Genomic DNA, 2,856 nt, shown 5'->3' with positions numbered 1-2,856 from the left:
GGCGGGTCCCGGCAGCCACCCCGGGGATGCCGGTCCAGATCATCGGCTTGTCGGACGTTCCCCCGGCCGGGGCGAGGGTGGAGCGGGTCAAGAGTCCCAACCAGGCCAAGACCATCGCCGCTGAACGGGCCCAAGACGAGCTCGCCAAGCGGCGCATCGCTCGGCCGCACATGACGTTCGAGGACCTCCTCACGGCGGCGCAGAAGAAGAAGGTGGTGATGGTGCTCAAAGCGGCCAGCGTGGGGGCCCTGGACGCCGCCCGCCTCGAGCTCGGGACGATCCAAGCCGAAGGGGTGGAGCTGGAGGTCCTCCACGCCGGGGTGGGCACGATCACCGAATCGGACGTGCTCCTCGCCGCGACGGTGGAAGAGGGGCAGCCGCTCGTGGTGGGGTTCGCGGTCAAGGTCGACCCCAAGGCCAGAGCGTCCGCAGAGCAACGGGCGATCCCGGTGCGCACCTACGACATCATCTACGACCTGGCCCAGGACGTGCAGCGAGCGACGCGACGGCTCCTGGGTCCGGAGTGGGTCGAGGTCAAGGTCGGTGAGGCCGAGGTATTGAAGGCGTTCGACATCGAGGGCGTGGGCCGGGTGGCCGGGTGCACGGTGCGCTCCGGGCGGGTGGTCCGGGGGAGCCGGGTCAAGGTGCGCCGGGGGGACCGCGAGGTGTTCGTGGGGGAGATCGCATCCCTCAAGCGGTTCACCCAGGACGTGCGCGAGGTCCAGGCCGGCCGCGAGTGCGGCATCCGCATCCGCGACTACGACGACGTCCAGGCCGGGGACGTGTTGGAGATCTACACCGTGGAGGAGGTCCCGGCCTAACGGCGATGCCGGTCGGTCTCCTACGCGTCCGCTTACGGCTCTATGGGACCCACACCTTGAAGGAGAAACGATCGATCGTGGAGGGCCTCCTCCTCCGGATGCGCCGGGAGTTCAACGTGTCCGCAGCGGAGCTTGATCTCCTCGATGATCCCGAAAGCGCCCTCCTCGGGTTCGCCCACCTCTCCAACGACGGACGCCATTCCGATGGGGTGCTCATGAAGCTCCTCAACCAGCTTGAGGGCAGCCGTGATTACTACGTGGAGGCCCACGAGCTGGAGGTCCTGTGATGCGCGAACGGACGCGGGCACGTCTGACGGAGGACATCGCCCGGCACCTCGCGGACATCCTGGAGTTCGACGTCAAGGACCCGGTGCTCCGCGCCGCCGCCCCCACGGTGATGGCGGTGCGGCTGTCCCCAGACGGAGCGGAGGCCGTGGTGTACGTGTACGTGGAGGGGACGCCGGACGAGCGGGCCAAGGTGCTGGCCGCGTTCGCGCACGATCAAGGCTTCCTCCGCACCCAACTCGCCCGGCGCCTCTCCGTGCGCCGGGTGCCGAAGCTCACGTTCGAACTGGACGAGACCCTGGACCGGGCCCTGCGACTGGAGGCACTGTTCGAGGAGGACCGCCGTGGGTGAACCCACCCTCCCCGTGTTGCCCCTCGCCTCGGCCCTGCGCGGGCACCTCGCCCTGCTCCTGGAATCCGTTCTGGCCGCGTTCCGCGACCAAACCGGGGTGGACCTCCTCCCTGTGGACGCGGACGGGGTGGCCAGGGAGCCGGCCCACGCGCTGCTCGTCCTGACCGGGGGGACGGAGGCCCAGGCCTTGGCGTTCGCCGGGCGCGCTCGGGGCCCGCTCCTCCTCCTATCCCACGGTACCCACAATTCCCTGGCCGCGGCCCTGGAGACGGCGGCCCGGTTGCGCGCGGATGGACGCAAGGCCCACCTGGTGCACCTGGGGGCGGAGGCGAAGGAGGCGCTCCCCGTGTGGGCCCAGGCGGTGGGGCTGGCCCGAAAGCTCCGCGGCCAGCGGGTGGGCCTGGTGGGGGATCCCTCGCCGTGGCTGGTGGCCAGTTCCCCGGATCCCGCCCTGCTCAGGGAGAAGCTGGGGATCGAGGTGGTGCTGCTCCCGCTTGAGGCGGTGCTGGAGCGCCCGCCGCCGGAGGCGGCCGACCTCCCGATCGGGGAGGGCGTGGAGATCGGGGAGGAGGCGCGGGCGATGGGGGCCCGGGTCCACGCGGCGCTGCGGCGCCTGGTGGAGGAGGAGAGGCTGGACGCCCTCACGATCGCCTGCTTCGGCCTTCTCCCCCACCGGATGACGGCCTGTTGGGCCCTCGCCTGCCTGGCGGACGCTGGGGTCCCGGCCGGGTGCGAGGGGGACCTCCCGGCGCTCCTTGGGCTCATGGTGGCCCAGGAGCTGACCGACGGGCCGGGGTTCCTCGCCAACCCCGCCGATGTGGACCTCAAGCTGGGGACGCTCACCCTGGCCCACTGCACGGTGCCCCTTGCCCTCACCCGCTCCCACGTGCTCCGGACCCACTTCGAGTCCGGACTGGGGCTCGCTGTGGCCGGGGAGCTCCGCCCTGGCCCCTACACCCTCGTCCGGTTCGGGGGGAGGGACCTCGCCGAGGGCTTCTTCGTGGAGGGGACGGTCCTCGACGAGCGGGTGGGGCGGGAGGACCTCTGCCGGACCCAGGTCCGGTTCAAGATGCCCCGGGGGGCGCTCGAGCGGCTCCTCCGGGAGCCCCTCGGCAACCACCACGTGCTCGTCCCCGGCCACCACCGGGCGGTGCTCACCCAGTTCGCCGAGCTCTGCCTGGCGGGAGCCCGCTAGAACTTGAGGTTCCAGCCCAAGGAGAGCGTGGACAAGCCGCCGGCGTCCACACCGAGCTTGGCCTCCACGGCCAGGCCGGGGAAGATGGGGATCCCCGCGGCGAGGAGAACCCTGGAAACCCCAAACAGGGACCCGCTGGGGGAGAAGTAGACCGTCCCCTCCGCGGAGTAGCTCCCGCCGCAGCAGCCAGGGCCGCACAGGCC

General features: G+C 71.4%; 5 protein-coding genes. 4 read left to right on the top strand and 1 reads right to left on the bottom strand.

Annotation, left to right across the window (positions count from 1 at the left end):
* The 4 genes from NUV94_07055 to NUV94_07040 form a co-directional block, all read left to right on the top strand.
* The coding region (locus NUV94_07055) for an EF-Tu/IF-2/RF-3 family GTPase (GenBank protein ID MCR4392506.1) at positions 1-821 on the top strand (821 nt) is incomplete at its 5' end.
* A gap of 5 nt (positions 822-826) precedes the next feature.
* The gene (locus NUV94_07050; GenBank protein MCR4392505.1) at positions 827-1,108 is read left to right on the top strand and encodes a DUF503 domain-containing protein; all 282 of its coding nucleotides are present in this window, start codon (positions 827-829) and stop codon (positions 1,106-1,108) included.
* Positions 1,108-1,458 (top strand): 30S ribosome-binding factor RbfA, encoded by a 351-nt coding sequence (gene rbfA, locus NUV94_07045; protein MCR4392504.1) that lies wholly within the window; start codon positions 1,108-1,110, stop codon positions 1,456-1,458. The genes NUV94_07050 and rbfA overlap by 1 nt, the downstream gene beginning before the upstream one ends.
* A complete protein-coding gene (locus tag NUV94_07040; protein MCR4392503.1) occupies positions 1,451-2,653 on the top strand; it encodes a hypothetical protein in 1,203 nt (400 codons plus the stop codon). The genes rbfA and NUV94_07040 overlap by 8 nt, the downstream gene beginning before the upstream one ends.
* Here NUV94_07040 and NUV94_07035 read toward each other — a convergent pair.
* Positions 2,650-2,856: hypothetical protein (locus NUV94_07035; GenBank protein ID MCR4392502.1), on the bottom strand; the 207-nt coding region annotated here is incomplete at its 5' end. The genes NUV94_07040 and NUV94_07035 overlap by 4 nt on opposite strands.

The organism is Candidatus Acetothermia bacterium (assembly GCA_024653305.1).
Classification (GTDB): Bacteria; Bipolaricaulota; Bipolaricaulia; order Bipolaricaulales; family Bipolaricaulaceae; genus JACIWI01.
This window is presented reverse-complemented; position numbering and strand designations above follow the sequence as displayed.

Coding starts and splice junctions, on each gene's coding strand:
- rbfA (MCR4392504.1), top strand. CDS start 1,108: ATGCGCGAACGGACGCGGGCACGTCTGACGGAGGACATCGCCCGGCAC.
- NUV94_07050 (MCR4392505.1), top strand. CDS start 827: ATGCCGGTCGGTCTCCTACGCGTCCGCTTACGGCTCTATGGGACCCAC.